Annotated in this window: 14 protein-coding genes and 1 pseudogene; 11 read left to right on the top strand and 4 right to left on the bottom strand. The window is 63.2% G+C overall.

Annotation, left to right across the window (positions count from 1 at the left end; all coding sequences use genetic code 11):
• Positions 1-47: 47 nt before the first annotated feature.
• From X728_RS153220 to X728_RS153230, 3 genes are read left to right on the top strand one after another with little or no spacing between them, the layout of a single operon-like run.
• Positions 48-470, top strand: a complete 423-nt coding sequence (locus X728_RS153220; protein ID WP_023682883.1) for a hypothetical protein — start codon at positions 48-50, stop codon at positions 468-470.
• Between the two features lie 35 nt (positions 471-505).
• Positions 506-2,242 carry a type I secretion system permease/ATPase gene (locus X728_RS153225; protein WP_023831568.1) on the top strand — a complete coding sequence of 579 codons (1,737 nt, stop codon included), beginning with the start codon at positions 506-508 and terminating at the stop codon, positions 2,240-2,242.
• Positions 2,239-3,549 (top strand): HlyD family type I secretion periplasmic adaptor subunit, encoded by a 1,311-nt coding sequence (locus X728_RS153230; protein ID WP_023682885.1) that lies wholly within the window; start codon positions 2,239-2,241, stop codon positions 3,547-3,549. Before X728_RS153225 ends, X728_RS153230 begins: the two co-directional genes overlap by 4 nt.
• Before the next feature lie 62 nt (positions 3,550-3,611).
• On the opposite strand, the gene X728_RS153235 is transcribed toward X728_RS153230, so the two are convergent.
• From X728_RS153235 to X728_RS0135120, 3 genes are all read right to left on the bottom strand, one after another.
• Positions 3,612-5,045 carry an aldehyde dehydrogenase family protein gene (locus X728_RS153235; RefSeq protein ID WP_023682886.1) on the bottom strand — a complete coding sequence of 478 codons (1,434 nt, stop codon included), beginning with the start codon at positions 5,043-5,045 and terminating at the stop codon, positions 3,612-3,614.
• Between the two features lie 122 nt (positions 5,046-5,167).
• The gene (locus X728_RS153240; RefSeq protein ID WP_023682887.1) at positions 5,168-5,551 is read right to left on the bottom strand and encodes an ACT domain-containing protein; all 384 of its coding nucleotides are present in this window, start codon (positions 5,549-5,551) and stop codon (positions 5,168-5,170) included.
• Between the two features lie 23 nt (positions 5,552-5,574).
• A complete protein-coding gene (locus X728_RS0135120) occupies positions 5,575-5,970 on the bottom strand; it encodes a GNAT family N-acetyltransferase (protein ID WP_023682888.1) in 396 nt (131 codons plus the stop codon).
• 805 nt (positions 5,971-6,775) lie between these two features.
• Here X728_RS0135120 and X728_RS0135105 point away from each other — a divergent pair.
• Positions 6,776-9,502, top strand: coding sequence for an autotransporter domain-containing protein (locus X728_RS0135105; RefSeq protein ID WP_023831567.1), 2,727 nt, complete (start codon positions 6,776-6,778; stop codon positions 9,500-9,502).
• A 205-nt stretch (positions 9,503-9,707) separates the two neighbouring features.
• Entirely contained in the window at positions 9,708-10,784 is a 1,077-nt protein-coding gene (locus X728_RS153245) for a YeiH family protein (protein WP_023698046.1), read from the top strand.
• Here the strand turns inward: X728_RS153245 and X728_RS153250 are convergent.
• Positions 10,781-11,278 carry a GAF domain-containing protein gene (locus X728_RS153250; protein WP_023698045.1) on the bottom strand — a complete coding sequence of 166 codons (498 nt, stop codon included), beginning with the start codon at positions 11,276-11,278 and terminating at the stop codon, positions 10,781-10,783. The genes X728_RS153245 and X728_RS153250 overlap by 4 nt on opposite strands.
• A gap of 183 nt (positions 11,279-11,461) precedes the next feature.
• Here X728_RS153250 and X728_RS01000000166740 point away from each other — a divergent pair.
• The 6 genes and pseudogenes from X728_RS01000000166740 (at position 11,462) to X728_RS1000000171005 (ending at position 18,432) form a co-directional block, all read left to right on the top strand.
• Positions 11,462-12,368 (top strand): annotated as a pseudogene (locus tag X728_RS01000000166740) (GlxA family transcriptional regulator).
• Between the two features lie 323 nt (positions 12,369-12,691).
• Entirely contained in the window at positions 12,692-13,996 is a 1,305-nt protein-coding gene (locus X728_RS153255; protein WP_023702277.1) for a Xaa-Pro peptidase family protein, read from the top strand.
• A 382-nt stretch (positions 13,997-14,378) separates the two neighbouring features.
• The gene (locus X728_RS153260) at positions 14,379-15,056 is read left to right on the top strand and encodes an isochorismatase family protein (protein WP_023682892.1); all 678 of its coding nucleotides are present in this window, start codon (positions 14,379-14,381) and stop codon (positions 15,054-15,056) included.
• 3 nt (positions 15,057-15,059) lie between these two features.
• Positions 15,060-16,118 carry an alpha/beta hydrolase gene (locus tag X728_RS153265; RefSeq protein WP_081732401.1) on the top strand — a complete coding sequence of 353 codons (1,059 nt, stop codon included), beginning with the start codon at positions 15,060-15,062 and terminating at the stop codon, positions 16,116-16,118.
• Between the two features lie 271 nt (positions 16,119-16,389).
• Positions 16,390-18,030, top strand: coding sequence for an ABC transporter substrate-binding protein (locus X728_RS153270; protein ID WP_023831565.1), 1,641 nt, complete (start codon positions 16,390-16,392; stop codon positions 18,028-18,030).
• 129 nt (positions 18,031-18,159) lie between these two features.
• Positions 18,160-18,432: a hypothetical protein gene (locus X728_RS1000000171005; protein WP_031195464.1), complete on the top strand. Its 273-nt coding sequence runs from the start codon at positions 18,160-18,162 to the stop codon at positions 18,430-18,432.
• Positions 18,433-18,449: the final 17 nt, after the last annotated feature.

Below are 18,449 nucleotides of genomic sequence, written 5' to 3'. Positions count from 1 at the left end.
GGCTCCCCTCCCGCATACCCCAGCGCAGTGAAAAGGGAGAGGACGCGATGACCGACCGCCGCACAGTGTTAATGGCCGCCGGAGTTGCGGCAGTCGCCGCGGCCACCGGGGCAGCGGCAGCGCAATCGCCAGATATTCGCGCGCCAGATATCCGCGCAACAGATATTCGCGGCGCCGTCACCTTTGTGGGCGGCAAGGCTATCCCGGAAGGTCATCTTGAGATCTATCTTGAGGATCCCGCCATTCAGGACAGTGGGCGACGCCGCGCCGCCAAAACCAGCCTCAAGAGCGAGGGCGGCTCAAAGACCATAGAATTTTCCTTGCCCCTGCCCGCAAGCTCGACCGCTTCACCAACGCTGCAGGTCGTTGCGCGCCTGGAGCGTGCGGACGGCTGGCTGGTGGCGCGGGGCAGCGCGCAGTTCCAGGCCGGCTTGCCCGTCCATGTCACACTCAAGGCAGTTATCTATTGAAGGGACGAGATGCCATATCCTGATTGCGAGCCTGCATGCAGCTGACGCCATCGACGCCGCTTACGCTGGTCGGAATCCTGGCGTCCTTTCGACGTGCGTTTTCGGGCATCGTCCTGATGAGCGGGGTCGTCAACGTGCTGACCCTGACCGGCTCGTTCTTCATGTTGCAAGTCTATGACCGCGTCGTTCCGGGTCGCAGCGTGCCGACGCTGGTCGGCCTGGCGGTGCTTGCGGGAACATTGTTCGTGTTTCAGGGAGTGCTGGAGCTGATCCGCTCTCGCCTCATGGTGCGGCTGGGACAGGGGTTGGACGCAAAGCTGAGCCCGTCGGTCTATTCGGCGCTGATGCGCCTGCCGCTGCGCGCCAAGCCTTCCGGCGACGGGCTGCAACCCCTACGGGATCTCGATCAGGTCCGCTCCTTTATCGGCAGTGCCGGACCGACCGCTTTGTTCGACCTGCCATGGATGCCGCTCTATATCGGCATCTGTTTCATTTTTCATTTCTGGATCGGCGTTACCGCGCTTGCCGGCGCCGTTGTCCTGTTTGCACTGACGCTTCTGGCCGAATTCCGGACCCGCGGCCCGACAAGGATCGCCGGACAGCACGCGGCCGTTCGCAGCACGTTGGCCGAGGCGACAAGGCGCAATGCCGAAGCCATGCAGGCCATGGGTTTTGGCGGGCGTATCGCCGAGCGGTGGTCTGCCGTCAATGCCGAGTACCTGAACGCCCATGCGGCGGCCAGCGATGTCGCGGGAACGCTTGGCACGATTTCCAAGATCCTGCGGTTGATGCTGCAATCGGCAATGCTGGCGATCGGCGCTTATCTGGTCATCCAGCAAGAGGCGACCGGCGGCATCATGATCGCAAGCTCGATCATGATGGGCAGGGCGCTGGCTCCGATCGAACTGGCGATAGCGCATTGGAAGGGCTTCATTTCAGCGCGGCAAAGCTGGGCACGCCTGAAGCAGCTTCTGTCCGCGCTGCCGGAAGGCGCAACCGGCGTGACCCTGCCCGCGCCTGTCAGCGCGCTGGCGGTCGAGAATGTCAGTGTCGCCCCGCCGGGCGAACGCACGCCGGTGGTGTGGGATGCAAGTTTTTCACTGGCCAGGGGAGCAGGCCTGGGGGTCATCGGCCCGAGTGCTTCCGGCAAATCATCGCTGGTGCGTACGCTTGCAGGTGTCTGGCTTCCGGCGCGCGGCGCCGTGCGGCTGGACGGCGCGACGCTTGACCAGTGGCCGGCCGACGAGCTGGGTAAACATATCGGCTATCTGCCGCAGGATGTGCAGTTGTTCGACGGCACGATTGCGCAGAACATCGCCCGCTTCGACCCGGATGCGTCGTCCGACATGGTGCTTGCGGCAGCCAAGGCCGCCGGCGTGCATGATCTCGTCGTGCATCTGGCCGACGGTTACGACACAAAGGTTGGCGAAGCCGGCGCCTCGCTGTCGGCGGGGCAACGCCAGCGTGTCGCCCTTGCCCGCTCTCTTTATGGCGATCCGTTCATGGTCATCCTGGACGAGCCGAATTCCAATCTCGACTCGGAGGGTGAAGTGGCCTTGTCCGCAGCGATCCAGGGCATCAGGGACCGCGGCGGCATCGTTATCGTCGTCGCGCACCGGTCCAGTGTGCTGGCCAATGTCGATACGGTGCTGGTGATGGCCAATGGCCATGTGCAGGCCTTCGGTCCGAAGGACGAGGTGCTGAACAAGGTCTTCCGATCGGCAGCGCCGCTCAAGGTCGTTGCCGCCACGGAGCGAGGCGTTCCGGCATGAGCGAGGACAGAAGCGCTTTGCATCACCGGCAGGTCCGCCGCTATCTCGTGGCTGGCGTTGCTACCTGTCTGCTGCTTGTCGGAGGTGTTGGCGGCCTGGCGGCGGTGACCAAGATGTCGGGTGCGGTGATCGCAGCTGGCCGGCTGGTGGTCGATTCCAATGTAAAGAAGGTTCAGCATCCGACGGGCGGCGTGGTCGGCGAGATCAGGGTGCGTGAAGGCGACCGGGTCAAGGCGGGCGATATTCTGGTGCGGCTGGACGAGACGACAACGCGCGCCAATCTGGCGATCGTCTCAAAAGGTCTGGATGAGTTTTATGCACGGTTGGCGCGCCTGGAGGCGGAGCGTGACGGCAAGGACACGATCAGCTTTCCGGACGTTTTGACATCGCGGCGCGACGAAGCCGGTGTCGCCGCATCGATGGCCGGAGAACAATCGCTGTTCGATTTCCGGCACCAGGCGCGGTCTGGCCAGCGATCGCAATTGCGCGAACGGATCGCGCAGTTGAAGCAGGAGAGTGCCGGCCTGACCGAGCAGCTGCAGGCGAAACGCCGCGAGATCGAGCTGATAGGGATCGAGCTGGAAGGTGTGCGGTCGCTCTGGCATCGCAAGCTGATAGGAATCGACCGCATGACGTCGCTGGAACGGGACGCGGTGCGGCTCGAAGGCGAGCATGGCCAGTTGACCGCGGGAATTGCCCAGGTGAAAGGCAAGGCGTCCGAGATCGAACTGCAGATCATCCAGATCGACCAGGATCTTCGCAGCGAGGTCGCGACCGATTTACGCGATACCCAGGGAAAGATCTCCGAGTTCGTCGAACGCAAGGTAGCGGCCGAGGACCAGTTGAAGCGCATCGATCTGCGCAGCCCGCAGGATGGCGTGGTGCTGCAGTTGGCGGTGCATACGATCGGCGGGGTCATCACCCCCGGCGAACAGGTGATGCAGATCGTACCGGTGACGGACGACCTGACCGTTGAAGCGCATATCGCACCGCAGGATATCGACCAGGTGACGATGGGCCAGAATGCGATTTTGCGCCTGTCGGCGTTCAATCGGCAAACCACGCCGGAGCTGACCGGGACGCTGTCGCGGATCTCGGCGGATCTCACCATCGAAGAGCGTACCGGAGCAGCCTTCTATGTGGCGCGGGTGGCGCTTCCGAAAACCGAGGTCGCCAAGCTGCGGGGGCTGGCGCTGGCGCCGGGCATGCCGGCCGAGGTGTTCTTCCCGACGGGCGACCGGACGATGCTTTCCTATCTGGTGAAGCCGCTGTCGGATCAGATCCAGAAAGCCTTCCGCGAAGAATGAAGCCGCACCTTTAAGAGCTGAAGCCTCGAGACCGGCTGGTTGCCGGTCCCCAAGGGTTAGGCCTACTCCGCCGCCTCATAGCCGGCGATGCCCTTGATCTCGAGGAAATCCTCCAGCCCGTATTCGGCGTATTCGCGGCCGTTGCCGGATTGCTTGTAGCCGCCGAATGGCAGGCCGGCGTCCCATTGCGGATAGTTGATGTAGACATTGCCGGTGCGCATGCGGGCGGCGACTTCGCGGGCCTTCTCGATATCCTTGGCCTGGATGTAGGACGCCAGCCCATAGACAGTGTCGTTGGCGGTGCCGATCGCCTCTTCCACGGTGTCGTAAGGCATGATCGCCAGCACCGGCCCGAAGATTTCCTCGCGCGCGATGCGCATATCTGATGTGACGTCGGCGAACACGGTGGGGCGGACATAGTAGCCGCGGTTGAGCTCGGCCGGACGCCCCGGTCCACCCGCGACCAGCGTGGCGCCTTCATCTATGCCGGCCTGGATCAGGTCCTGGATCTTGTCGAACTGGATCTGGCTGACCACCGGGCCGAGCTTGGTGCCGGCCGCATCGGCCGGGCCGACGGTCAATTTTTCGGCCGCCGTCTTGGCGTAGCCGGTCGCCTCGTCGTGGCGGTCGCGCGGCACGAACATACGAGTCGGCGCATTGCAGGACTGGCCCGAGTTGCTGAAGCAGCCGGCGACGCCCTTGCTGACGGCCTTTTCGAGATCGACATCGGGAAACAGGATGTTGGCCGACTTGCCGCCAAGCTCCTGATGCACGCGCTTGACCGTGTCGGCGGCCGCCTTGGCGACCAGGATGCCGGCGCGGGTCGAACCGGTGAACGACATCATGTCGACATCGGGATGGCTGGACAGCGCCTGGCCGACGCCCGGGCCGTCGCCATTGACGAGGTTGAAGACGCCCTTGGGAACGCCGGCCTCGTCGATGATTTCGGCAAAGATGATGGCGTCGAGCGGCGCGATTTCCGAGGGCTTCAGCACCATGGTGCAGCCGGCGGCGAGCGCAGGACCGACCTTGCAGGTGATCTGGTTCAGCGGCCAGTTCCACGGCGTGATCAGGCCGACGACGCCGATCGGCTCCTTGACGATGAGCGACGAGCCCTTGACGTGGCGGAATTCGAACGACTTCAGCACCTCGGCCATCTTCTGCAGATGTGCCAGGCCAATGCCGACCTGGCTGTCGAGTGCCATCTGACGCGGCGCGCCCATCTCGCGCGATACGGCCAGCGCCAGATCGGCGCTGCGCTTCTTGTAGATCTCGATGACGCGCTTGAGGATATCGAGCCGCTCTTCGGCCGAGGTGAAGCCGAACGTGCCGAAGGCGCGCCTGGCGGCGGCGACCGCCTTGTCGACATCGGCCTTGGAGCCGAGCGAAATCTGCGCGAAGGCATCTTCGTTGGACGGGTCGATGACGTCGAGTGTGCTGGGCACGACAGGATCGACCCACACGCCGTCGATATAGAACTGCAGATTGTGTGACATGGGCTTCTCCTCGGGGGATTTCTGAATTGATGGGGGGCGATCGCCAGATCGTCGTATCGGTTCAGGGATAACGATGGGGCAAGAGCGATGTCAAACGCAAGGGCGGGCGATTGAGCCGACGGCTACAGAAGCGTGTGCCCCGCCGCGACCAGAAGCCCCCTTGCCGCGGCTTCATCCTTGGCTTTGACGAGCAGATGGTCGCCATCGAAGGTGGATACCAGAAAAATGCCGAGTTCGTTTTCCGACAATGGCTTTATTACCGACAGCACGATGCCGGTTTCGTCGAAGGCAAAGGGACCTTGGAGTTTCAGGGCGACCCAGTCCCTGTCATGCTTCACCCCGTCCGGCACCCGATCCTGCAGGCAGACAACCGAAAGCTCGTCGTCGGTCCTGGTAATGCTGACGAAGCCCGGCCCGTCCGCCCAGCCGGGAATGCTGTCTTTTGCTTCGAGGCGCGAAACCGCATACCGCCCCGTGAGCGGCTTCAACCGGACCCTGACTGCCATCCGATCCTCCCTGTTATCGGCCATCACCCCAGTTTCTTGCTCATATAGACCGTGATGCCGTTCATGAACGGCTCCTCCCGGTCGATCGTATAGCCATGCCGTTTGTACAACAACACATTAGCCATGAAGGCGCCATTGGTCAGCAGGCGCAGTTCGAAGCAGCCGGCCTCCAGCGCCTTCTGCTCCGCCCGTTCCAGCAACAGCCGGCCGATTCCCCTGCCCTGCGCCTGTGGCGCGACGCAGACATTCTCGATCCAGAGATGATCGTCGGCCGGCATGGTCTCGATCATGCCGACGATGCGGCCATTTTCGATGGCGAGATCGAACGGATGTTCGGCGACCGCCTTGTCATAGTCGGCGCGCATCGGCAGCGGCTCGCGGCCGATCAGAGGCACCCATTTGGCATAGGCGGCACGCACAATGTCCTTGATGGCGGCAGCGTCCGCTGATTGGGCCGGTCGAACAGGATGGAAGAATTGACATGGCAAAGGCTCCAGACATGAAAACCCCGCCGGCAGACGTCGCGGGCGGGGCTGGAACGAACGAACCGGAATTTTATTGGGCCGGTCCTTTTCGTCGCGCAAACAGCTTGCCGCGCTGCGTGGTGCAGGAACGGCGTCGCTTGGCGATGGCGAACGAGAAAACGAACATGACGCCACGCTGGAGCAGGAAGCGCGGCGCTGTCAAGATTTTGGCGTTGGCCCAGCCTCCGAGTTGACCCGCGCGGCTAGAGCGGGCGGCGCCGGCAAGGCCATAAGTGTACTGCCAGGCAACGCCAGTCTTCACCTTGCGCGGTGGTTGCTCGCCTAAACTGCTGCGCCGTCGAGTAGGGCTCTCGTACGCGTACAAAAAAACAGCAACAGCTAATATTGTTGGACATTCAACCTACCATTGTTTCAAATTTCTATTTGATCTAATCTTGGCATCATAATATAAGCGGAGAAGCACTGGACGGGCTGACGGGGGGGCGCCATGCATCGAGGGCTGGCAAAGCGTACAATCTCACGTTTGTTAGGCGCGATGACGGTCGTCTACGCGCTCGCGGGCACGACGTCAGCGCTCGGGCAGTCTTGTAGTCCCACACAGACAGCTCATGCTTTTAGCTTTACTGGCGGCGACCAGTCCATCTCGGTTCCTGGCAACACCCATTCCGCCACAGTATACCTCAAGGGAGCGCAAGGCGGGGTTGGCAAGAGCGGCGCCGGCACCATCGGGGGCAGCCCATTGAGCCCAGGCGGCGCCGGCGGGCTCGGCGGCCAGGTGAGCGGTTCCTTGACTGTCGCGCCGGGTGACATCCTTTCTGTCGGCGTTGGCGGCCGTGGCTCGCTCGCGGTCAATCCCGGTGGCGCGAGCGGTACTCCCGACGGCGGCAATGGTGGCGGGGCGACCGACCTGCGGCTGGGCGGAACCCGCCTGGCAATTGCTGGCGGCGGTGGCGGCGGTGGCAACGGGGGCTGGCACACTACAAATTCGATAGCTGGTGGCGCCGGTGGCAAGAGCGGGGGATCCGGCTCGGCAGGAACCGATGTTTCGGGCGGCCTTGGCCCCTTTGGCGGTGAAGGTGGCACTGTAGGTGCCGGTGGCGCGATCGGCGCTGGGTGCGATAGTTTTCCTGGCACGGCCGGTCAGACAAATGGCCAAGGCGGAACTGCACGAAATTTCTCAGGGTCTTTCCTGGGTGCCGGATATGCTGGTGGCGGCGGTGGCGGGGCTACTGTCGGCGGCGGTGGTGGCGGCGCAGGCGTCGGCACGACCTCGTGCCAGCAGAACTGGAACGGCGCCGGCGGCGGCGGCGGCGGCGGATCATCGGATGCCGGCTCGCTGCAATCGGCTGCGGTGGCGGATGGCGTCAATTCCGGCGATGGGTCCGCATTGATCTGTTTTGATGAGCCGCTCTATGTGATCAGTGGCACAGCGAGCGGTCAGACCGGGACGGTGAGTTTGAAATTGACATCAAGCTCGCCGGCAGGGACGCAAACCAGGGACGTGAATGTCGGCGATATCACCTTTGCCTTTGCGGATGGCCTGCTGACCGGCTCCAACTGGAGCGTTGAGGTTACTGCCAAGCCGGCCGACCAGACATGCACGGTCACGACGGCCTCGGGCACGGTGGCGGGAGCCGACGTGACCAATCTTGTCCTGTCCTGCACCACGGTCACGGTGGAGCTGTCGCCGGCAACATTGCCGAATGCGCATATTGGCACGCCGTACAGCCAGACCATCACGGCAAGCAGCCCCAATGGCGGCGCCGCACCCTATACCTTCACCGTGATTTCCGGCTCAGTGCCTCCCGGCCTCGCGCTCTCGCCTGGAGGTACGCTGGCTGGCACACCCACTGTCGCGGCCAATTACGATTTTACGGTGCGGGCCACGGACAGCAACGGCTTTACCGGCCAACGTGACTACACTGTGGTCGTCGAGATCCACTTGCCGTCGGCACAGGACCACACGCTGGACGTGATGGCCGGAACGACCGGGTCCCTCGACCTGACGCAAGGGGCTACGAATGGGCCGTTTACCAGCGCCACGATTGCCTCGCCGCCGCCGAGCGAAGCGGGCACGGCTTCCATTGTGCCCGATGGCGGCGCTTATATCCTGCAGTTTGCCGCGGCAGCCACCTTTGTCGGCACAACCAGCCTGACCTACACGCTCTCGAATGCCGACGGAACGTCACCTCCTGCAACCGTGACCATCAACGTCACGGCACGGCCCGACCCCTCCCGCGATCCGGAAGTGATCGGCCTGATTCGGGCACAGGTGGAGGCGGCAAAGCACTTCGCCGACATTCAGATCCAGGGATTTGGACAGAGGCTGGAACAGCTCCACAATGAGGGCGACCAGCGCCACAGTTCGATAGGCCTCAGCGTTGCCGTCCAGCAATCGTCGGACAATCCCGACGCATACGCTCAGCAGCAGAATGCGGCGAACGATCCGGCGCTCGCCGCAATCGCCACGGCATCGTCGCAGTCCACTTACGGAGCGCCCAATCCGGAGCGCATTCAGCCCAACGCCAACGCAAAGCAGGACAGGACTTCGACCGGCGCGTCGCCGATCAAGACCGGACAGTCTTCAACTGGCACGGACGTGGACACCCAGACGTCGTCACTGCCGGCCGAGAACCCATTTGGCGAACTGGCCTTCTGGAGCGGCGGCTACGTCAATTTCGGCACCGATGACGATGGAGCCATCAAGCTCGACCATACGCTGGTCGGCGTGAGCGTCGGTGCCGACTACCGCTTTTCCCCGACCTTCACCGCCGGTCTCGGGTTTGGCTATGGCCATGACGTCACCGACGTCGGGAGCAACGGCACCGAAAGCCGCGCCCATGCCATCTCGGTCGCCGCCTATAGCAGCTACCGCCCGGCGCCAAGTTTTTTTGTCGATGGCCTTGCCGGCTATGGCGCCCTCAATTTCGACAGTGAGCGCTATGTGACCGATACCGGCGATTTCGCGTCTGGAACGCGCGACGGAAGCCAGGTCTTCGGGTCGCTGACGGCGGGCTACGAATTTCGCCGGCCGGACTCTCTGATATCACCCTATGGACGTCTGTCGGGGTCCCACTCCACGCTTGACGGCTTCACCGAGACGGGTGGCGACATCTATAATCTGACCTTCGGCAAGCAGACCGTCGACACGCTGTCGGGCACCCTTGGCCTGCGCATCGAGAACAACATTCCTACCAGCTGGGGTCTGCTCACACCGCGCGCGCGCTTTGAGTATACGCACGACTTTGCCGGCTCCAGCCGCGTCAGCCTCGGCTATGCCGATATCGGCACCACGCCCTACGCGCTGGACGCAGATGCCTTTTCCAACGACTATTTGTCAATCGGGCTCGGCGTCGATGCGCAAATCGGCGGTATTGCCTTCGGGCTGAACTACAGCACCGCGGTCGGCAGCAACGGCGACAGCCAGGACCATACGATCGCCGCGCGAATTGGGATGAAATACTAGGGCATGATCCCAAAAAGTGGGGTTAGATCGTGAGGGAATTCATCATGATCTAGGGCGGCTCCAGGTTTCGCCCGGCCGCTCTTTCTCATTCTGACCTCGGCCGCCCTAAACGTTCACAAAAATCGATCATTTCAACAAAAACAATTCGTTGGAAAGATCGATTCTGGAATGACATTCTCCTGAGGTACTTGCGTGGAGAATTGCATTGTCTTCCGCCGCCCAGCTAGCGAACGATATTCCGATCAGCATGATTTCCGCCGATCTGGCCGTGGGCCGGAAGCGGCTCGGTTCCGTGTGGAATGGCGTCATCCCCGGGATCGTGCTGGTGGCGATGATCACGGGGGTGGCCTTCTCGGCCCATAATGTCTCCGGCTTCGCGCTGTTCAGCCCGATGATCCTCGCCGTCGTCGCCGGCATGATCTATTCCAACGTGCTCGGCACGCCCGCCCACGCCAAGGCCGGCATTGCATTCTCGCAGAAGCGCCTGCTGCGCTTTGCCATCGTGCTGCTCGGCTTTCAGCTGACGCTCGGCCAGGTTGTCTCCATCGGCGCCGGCGGCGTCGGCATCGTGGCGCTGACCCTTGGAGCGACCTTCGTCTTCACCATTACGCTTGGCCGGCTGATCGGCGTCGACGCCAAGCTGGCGCAGCTGATTGCCGCCGGCACCTCGATCTGCGGCGCTTCGGCGATCGTTGCCACCAACATCGTCACCGATGCGCGCGACGAGGACGTCACTTATGCCGTCGCCTCGATCACGCTGTTCGGCACCGTCGCCATGCTCGGCTTTCCGCTGCTGGCGCCGGTGCTCGGCCTCGACCAGCACGCATTCGGCCTGTGGGCCGGCGCCTCGATCCACGAGGTGGCACAGGTCATCGGCGCCGGCTTCCAGAACGGCGCCCAGTCCGGCGAGATCGCCACCGTCGCCAAGCTGACCCGCGTCGCCCTGCTGGCGCCGATGGTCATCGCGCTCGGCCTGATGGCGCGCCGCAAGAGCAATGGCGATCGCCCAAGCGACCAATCCGGTGCGCGGCCGCCGATGCCGTGGTTCGTCGCCGCTTTCATCGCCGTCGTGGCGCTGAACAGCCTGGTTGCCGTGCCGGCCGAAGTGAAGTCGGCCATGGCGTTCGCCACCACCATCATGCTGACCATGGGGCTCGCCGCCATGGGTCTGCAGGCCAACATTTCGCAGCTGCGCTCGCGCGGCCTTCGCCCGCTGGCGCTCGCCTCCTGCGCCTTCCTGTTCATCGGCTGCTTCAGCCTGATGCTGGTGAAGTTCGCTTAATCCTCGAACGAACTCGCCGCGACATAGATCGCGGCAAGCGCCTCGATGCCCGCCTGGTCGTCCTTGTCGAAGCGGCCGGGCGCCGGGCTGTCGAGGTCGATCAGGCCGAAGACGCCGTCATTGTCCCTCAGCAGCACGACGAGTTCCGAGCGCGAGTCGGCGTCGCAAGCGATGTGGCCGGCAAATTCATGCACATCCTTGACCAGCATCGACATTTCGAGATCGATGGCGGTGCCGCACACGCCCTTGCCGACGGCGATGCGCACGCAGGCCGGCTTGCCCTGGAACGGTCCGAGCACCAGCTCCTCGTCGGAGGCCAGGAAATAGAAGCCGGCCCAGTTGAGATCGGGCACCATCTGGAAGATCAGCGCCGATGTGTTGGCGGCGTTGGCGACGGAGTCGCTCTCGCCTTCCAGCAGCGCCTTCAACTGGGTGGCCAGTTCGCGGTAGAAGGCCGGCTTGTCGGTGCTGTCGATGGTCTGGGCCGCAAACATGGCGTCGTCTCCATTGCCGGCGGGCCAAAAAGCCCGTTACATTTCCTGTCTGCCACCAATGACGCTCCCAGGAAATACACAATTGTGAATACCGACCGTGCCAGCCAAACACACGACCGGGCGCAACCCGCAGCGAGCGAAGGTCCCCTCACCTTCGCTGTGCTGGTCTTTCCCGGCTTTCCGATGATGGCGTTCAGTTCGGTGATCGAGCCGCTGCGCGCCGCCAATGTGCTGGCCAAGCGCGATTGTTACCGCTGGGTGATCGTCGGCGCCGACCAGGGCACGGTCGAGGCGTCCAATGGGGTTGTCATACAACCGGGATTCTCAGCCTCGAGCGCACCGAAGGTCGACCGCATCGTCGTCTGCTCCGGCGGCAATGCGGACTTGCTTGTCGCGGACGATGCGGTTGCCTGGATCCGCAGGAGCCTGCGCGCCGGCGCCCATATCGGCGCGGTGGCCGACGCCGCCTTCTTCCTCGCCAGGGCCGGCTTGCTCGACGGCCATGCTTGCACCTTGCACTGGACCAGCCAGGCGGCCTTCACGGAGGCCTTCCCGGATATCGAGCTTCGGCGCGATCTCTATGTCATCGACCGCAAACGCTTCACCTCGGCCGGTGGCGTCGGCAGCCTCGACATGATGCTGGAGATCATCACCAACGATTATGGCGGCGAGCTCGCGGCGGGCGTTGCCGAATGGTTCGTGCACAGCCCCTTGCGTTCGAGCGTCGACCGCAAGCTGATGCCGCTCAGGCTGCGCACCGGCGTCCAGAACGAACTGGTGCTGTCGGCCATCGCCATCATGGAGGATGCGGTGGAAGAGCGGCTTGGCANGGCTTGGCATGACGGAGCTGGCGGCAAGGCTCGGTGTCTCCTCCGACAAGCTGGAGCGCAATTTCCGCACCGAGCTCAGCATTTCGCCCAACGGCTATTACCGGCGCCTCAGGCTACGGCGCGCCGCCGACCTGTTGGCCCATTCGACGCTGATGGTGCGAGACGTGGCGCTGGCCTGCGGCTTCGCGTCCATGTCAAGTTTTGCCCGAGCGTTTCGCGAGGAGCATGGGCACGCGCCGAAGGCGATGCGGCGGCATTAGAGGGCGCTGCGCGCTAACGCGGTGAGATGCTGGCGGGACAGCGCCCCCCTCTGTCCTGCCGGACATCTCCCCCACACGGGGGGAGATCAGATGTCGCCTCGGCTTTCGCCAATCACCAACGTTGCAGGGCGAGCGGGACGCGAAAGCTGCTAATCTCCCTCCTTGTGGGGGAGATGTCCGGCAGGACAGAGGGGGCGCGAAGGATCGCAACATTGCCCTTTGTATCCATGCCCTTCTTGCGGCATTTCGCACGACATCTGCGGATTCTCGCACAGACATTTTTCGGCGCATGGCTATGGTCTAGCCCTTCAGGAGGCGCACCCATGAGCATCGTCGTTTTCGACCCGGACAGCACCGAGGATGTGGATTTCAAGGACCGCATGCGCCACCCGGTCGCGGCTGACTCGGGCGGTGGCATGTGGCTGTCGGACACCGAGCCGTCCTTCATCGATGCCGACGCGCTGCGCAAGGGTCGGCTGGCGAAACTGCGCGGCTGGATGCGCGAGGCGGGCTATGGGGGCGTCGTTTTGTTCGACCCCTACAACCAGCGCTATGCCACCGGCTCGCGCAACATGTTCGGCTATTTCCTGCGCAACTCGACGCGGTATTTCTTCATCCCGACCGACGGGCCGATCGTGCTGTTCGAATACCCGCAGAGCTACCATGTCTCGATGGTGCTCGACACGATCGACGAGGCGCGCCCGTCCAAGCTGGTATGGTCTTCGGTGTCGGGCCGCGACGACGAAACCGCCGGCCCCTTCGCCGACGAGATCGCCGAGCTTTTGAAGAAACATGGCGGCGGCTCGATGAAGCTCGGGCTCGACCGCTGCAGCCATTTGCAGGCGCTGGCGCTGGAAAAGCGCGGCTGCGACGTCAGGGATTGTCAGGGCGAAATCCTGGCGGTGCGCGCGGTGAAAACACCCGAGGAAGTCAAATGCCTGCAGGTATCGATGGCTGGCGCGGAAGCCGCTGTTTATGCCGTGCGCGAGGCGATCAAGCCCGGCGTCTCCGAAAACGAGCTGTTCGCCATCATGTATGGCGAGGTGATCCGCCAGGGCGGCGAGTTCATCGAGACGCGGTTGCTCACCTCGGGCCAGCGCACCAATCCGTGGTTCAACGAGGCCAGCGGCCGCAAAATCCGGCCGGGCGAGCTTCTGGCGCTCGATACCGACACGATCGGCTGCTATGGCTATTATTCCGATTTTTCGCGCACCTTCCGCTGCGGGCCGGGCAAGCCGACCGACTATCAGAAATCGCTTTACCGCATGGCGCACGACCAGGTTCAGCACAACATTTCGATCGTCAGGCCGGGCATGGCGTTTCGCGAAATCGCCGAAAAGGCGTGGAAAATCCCGGACCGTTTCGTCGACCAGCGCTATACCTCGGTGATGCACGGCGTCGGCATGCATGGCGAGACGCCGTTCATAGCGCACGCCATGGACTATGAAACCTACGGCCGCGACGGTGTTGTCGTGCCCGGCATGGTGGTGAGCGTGGAAAGCTATATCGGCGAGAAAGGCGGCCGCGAGGGCGTCAAGCTGGAGGACGAGATCCTGATCACCGACACCGGCACCGAACTTCTGTCGCGCTTTCCCTACGAGGATGAGTTTCTGGAGAAGCAGGTTTGATGGTCGTTTCGCATCCCTTGGCAACCAGCGCGAACGCCAATCCCGTCGTCATCCTAGGGCGAAGCAAGGAGCGCAGCGACGCGGCGCAGACCCTAGGATCCATGCCGGGACTCATCCGCGCCGCAACGGTGCAAGTTCTGCTCCGCTGCATTCCTTGGCCAATGTCACGGCATGGACTCCAGAGCGCCGCAACGGTGCAGATCCTGCACAGTTGCACTGCACGGTCGACGTCACGGAATGGATCCCAGGGTCTCCGCGACGCCGCTGCGCGGCTGCTTCGCCCTGGGATGACGAAGTTCGGAGGACGACGACCAATCTCCATCGCTTGCGCTGCCCTTGCGAGAAGAGCGGCGGCGTTGGTCGCGAACCAAGGCCTATCCGCATGAAAAGCCGGATCTCGATCAAACGCGGCACGGTCGCCGCGGCGTTCATCGACCTCCAGGAAGAGCATCGGCAGGACAAGCGCTATCTGGTCGAAGGTTTTGGCGAGGTGCTTGCCAACGTCCAGCGCCTGCAGGCGGCGGCGCGGCGCAACTTCGTGCCGCTGTATCACTGGGCCTATATCGTCGATACCGCCAAGGCGCGTCCGTTCCATCCGCTCGACGCCGACGGCAAGTCCGCCTTTTCCGACAAGACCGATCCGCTGACGGAGATTTGCCATGAGGTGGCGCCCGCGGCCGGCGAGACGATGCTGGTCAAGACGCAGGCCAGCGCCTTCGGCGCCGGACCTGGCGCAACCGAACTCAAGGCGCGCGGCATCGAATGGCTGATCGTCGCCGGCGTCTGGACCGAGGCCTGCATCGACGCCACCGTGAAGGACGCGGTCGCATCCGGCTTTCGTGTGCTTCTGGTCAAGGATGCCTGCGGCAGCGGCAGTGCCGCCATGCACCAGACCGCCATCCTCAACCTTGCCAACCGGCTCTATGGCGGCGCCGTCACCAACACGATAGACGCGTGCCGGCTGATGGCGGGCGACACGGTCAGCGCCTGGCAGGTCGAGGGTTCGGTGCCGCTGCGATTCACCTTTGAAAACGCCGAACGGCTCTACGGCGAGCTCTGAGAGATGGGCACCGCCCACAAGCTCAAGACAGCCAGACGGGGCAAATACGCCACCCTGCTCGACCCGGCGCTGTGGGATTATATCGACCTGGTCAATGACTGGTTCCCGCCCGAAATCGCCGAACTTCCGATCGCCGAGCAAAGGTCGGTCTATGATGCGATGTGCCGCGCCTTCCATCAGGGTTATCCCAACGGGGTTTCGGCCAGCGACGGCATCATCGCCGCCGATGCAGGACACGCCATCCCGATCCGCTATTACCGGATGGCGGGCAAGCCCGTGCGCGCCGTCATCGTCTACTATCATGGCGGCGGCTTTGTCCTTGGCGGGCTCGACAGCCATGACGACATCTGCGCCGAAATCTGCGCCGGCACCGGTTTCGACGTTGTCTCGGCCGACTACCGGTTGGCGCCGGAACATCCCCACCCGGCCGCCTTCGACGACGCGCTGACCGTGTTCGAATGGGCGGCGGTGACAACGGACCTGCCGATCGTGCTCGTTGGCGAAAGCGCCGGCGGCAACCTTGCCGCCGCGGTCGCGCACGCGTCGCGCCGCCACCTGCGCCACGCGGTCGGCCAGGTGCTGATCTATCCCGGCCTCGGCGGCGACGAGAGTGCCGGCTCCTATGTCGAACATGCCGACGCACCGCTGCTGACGCTGCGCGACATCGCGTTCTACCGCACCATTCGCGCTGCCCCGGCACAGTCGCCCGACGACCCGACTTTTTCGCCGCTGAGCGACAATGACTTCTCCGGCCTGCCGCCGACTGTCATCATCACCGCCCAATGCGATCCGCTGTCATCGGACGGCGAGACCTATCGCGACCGCATCGTTGCGGCAGGTGGCCGCGCCTGGTGGTATGAGGAGCCGCGGCTGGTGCACAGTTTTCTGCGCGCCCGCAAAAGTGTTCAGCGCGCCGGCGAGGCGTTCGTGTGCACGCTTGCAGCCATCGCCGCCGTCGCCGTGCTCGGCAAGAACGACGAAGCGCTGATCTCCCCCCTAGTGGGGGAGATGGCCGGCAGGCCAGAGGGGGGTGCGAAGGATCGCGGCCCTTCAATATCCTGAGTTAACGCAACGATTGTCTGCAAGGACACTCCAGTCAACTGAAGGGCCGGCAGGACAGCGCCCCCTCTGTCCTGCCGGACATCTCCCACACAACAAGGGGAGAGATTGGCTAACCGCGACTGCGGAGCAGCGCACAAGAATTGCGGAAAAGCGAACATTTCCCGGTGTCGGCCCGCTTTATCATCACCTGCTCAGGCAACGGCGCCCGATGATCGCATCCGCCCCCAGCGGAGGCGGACCGTCGGGGCGCCCAACAAAAGAGGGAACGACGATGAAATTCATGCTGACCGACCGCAATTTGCACCCGCAGGCCAAACCCGTTGCCGATGATTTCAGGAAAGGCGGCGTCAACCGGCGCGAATATCTCACCATCATGGCTGGCTTCGGCGTCAGCGCGGCCGGAGCACTGGCATTGGGCGGCCTCAGCGCGTCGCCCGCCCGGGCCGAGGAGCCGAAGCGCGGCGGCACCTTGCGCGTCGCCATGAACGTCAAGGGCTTCAAGGATCCACGTACTTTCGACGGCGTCGAAATGTCCAATGTAGCGCGCCATTGCAACGAATATCTGGTGCGCTGGAACCGCGACTTCACCTTCGAGCCGTGGCTGCTCGAAAGCTGGGAAACCAGCGACGACGCCAGGACGCTGACGCTGCATGTGCGCAAGGGCATCGCCTGGTCGAACGGCGACACCTTCAACGCCGACGACGTCATCCACAATCTCACCCGCTGGTGCGATGCTTCCGTCGCCGGCAATTCGGTCGCCGCGCGCATGGGCGCGCTGGTCAATGCCGACACCAAGACGCCGGTCGATGGCGGCATCGAGAAGGTCGACGATTTCACCGTAAAGCTCAATCTGCCGAAACCCGACATTTCGCTGATCGCAGGGATGGCCGACTATCCCGCGCTGATCATGCACCGCTCCTATGAGGGCGGCGACGATCCGATGAAGGCGCTCGCAGTCACCACCGGCCCTTGCGAACTGGTCAGCTGGAATGCCGAGACCAGTGCGGAGGTGAAGCGCAAGGACAAGCCCTGGTGGAAGGGCGACTTCTACCTCGACGGCATCAAATGGGTCGATTACGGCTCCGACCCCAACGCGATGCTGTCGGCGTTCGAATCCGGCGAGATCGACACCGACCATGAGACCGCGTCCGACGCCGTGTCGCAGACCGAGCAGATGGGCTTGTTGAATTCCGAGATCGCCACCGGCTCGACCATCGTTGCCCGCTTCAATGTCGGCAACGCGCCCTATGACGACGTCAAGGTGCGCCGCGCCGCCCAGCTTGCGGTCGACAATTCGGCCGTGCTGGCGCTCGGCCTCGGCGGCCGCGGGAAGCCTGCCGACAATCACCATGTCGGCCCGATGCACCCGGAATTTGCCGATATCGGCCCGGCCAAGCGCGACACGGAACAGGCCAAGAAATTACTCGCCGAGGCCGGCAAGACGGACCACGAATTCGAGCTGATCTCGGTCGACGTCGAATGGCAAAAGAGCACCGGCGATGCGATCGCCGCGCAAATGCGTGAGGCCGGCCTGAAGATCAAGCGAACCGTGCTGCCCGCCGCGACCTTCTGGAACGACTGGAGCAAATACCCCTTCTCCACCACCGAATGGCTGGGACGCCCGCTCGGCGTCCAGGTGCTGGCGCTGGCCTATAAATCGGGCGCCGCCTGGAACGAAAGCGCCTATGCCGACAAGGAATTCGACACGCTTCTCGACAAGGCGCTGGCAACGCCGGACGCCGCCCAGCGCAAGGAGATCATGGCCAGGATCGAGCAGAATCTGCGCGATTCCGGCATCATCATCCAGCCCTATTGGCGCTCCGTCTACCGCACCTACCGCAAGGGCGTGCAAGGCTGCGAGCAGCACCAGTCGCTTGAGCAGCACTTTGAGAAGGTGTGGCTGGAAGCATGATCCGTAAAAGCATTGGATACGATCCCGAAACGAACCAAGAACCAATACCGGTGAATTATTCGCCCCAAGCCTTGTCAGGCCTTCGGAAAATCGGCATTGCCTCTGAGCGGTTGCTAGCGTGGGTGGCACATGGCGATTTTCGACACCTTTTTCAAACGCCAGAAAAAGTTGCGTGGGGACGTTCCAGACGTTTTCACATACGACACTTTGCCCCCCGCCCTGCGCGTCCAGATCGTCCAGATTATGCATGAAATCCTGGGTGACCAATCCGCTTACGACGACTTCTACGGCAGAGGCGATTGGGTTCAAGAATCTTACAAAATTGTCACAACTATACTTAGAAAAGAAATGGGAGTATTTAAACTCCCTGTCAGCGAACAAAAACGACAACAATTACCTTAATGAAGTGACAATCTTTG

The organism is Mesorhizobium sp. L103C119B0 (genome assembly GCF_000502235.1).
Lineage (GTDB): Bacteria > Pseudomonadota > Alphaproteobacteria > Rhizobiales > Rhizobiaceae > Mesorhizobium.
Note: the sequence above shows the minus strand (reverse complement) of the source record. Positions and strands in the feature narration are given on the sequence as shown.